A 280-nucleotide genomic window follows, 5' to 3' on the forward strand; every position below is an offset into this window, starting at 1 on the left:
GATAATGACGTTCCCGAATCGTTACTTGGAGAAGATCTATGAAAACGCAAATTCAGGCCATTCATGCACGTGAAATTCTCGATTCACGCGGTAACCCTACCGTTGAAGTCGACGTCACCTTGGAGTGCGGAGCCCTGGGCCGGGCTTCAGTACCGTCCGGTGCCTCTACAGGCGCTCACGAAGCAGTTGAGTTGCGTGACCAAGATATACAGCGGTATTCCGGCAAAGGAGTTTTAAAAGCCGTTAGCAATGTAAATACCGAAATACTTGAGTCTTTGAG

General features: G+C 49.3%; 1 pseudogene. It reads left to right on the top strand.

Annotated features, from left to right (window positions below):
• Positions 1-38: 38 nt before the first annotated feature.
• Positions 39-280 (top strand): annotated as a pseudogene (gene eno, locus KMS84_RS44520) (phosphopyruvate hydratase); the annotation flags it as partial.

It is taken from the genome of Streptomyces hilarionis (genome assembly GCF_024539675.1).
GTDB lineage: Bacteria > Actinomycetota > Actinomycetes > Streptomycetales > Streptomycetaceae > Streptomyces > Streptomyces hilarionis.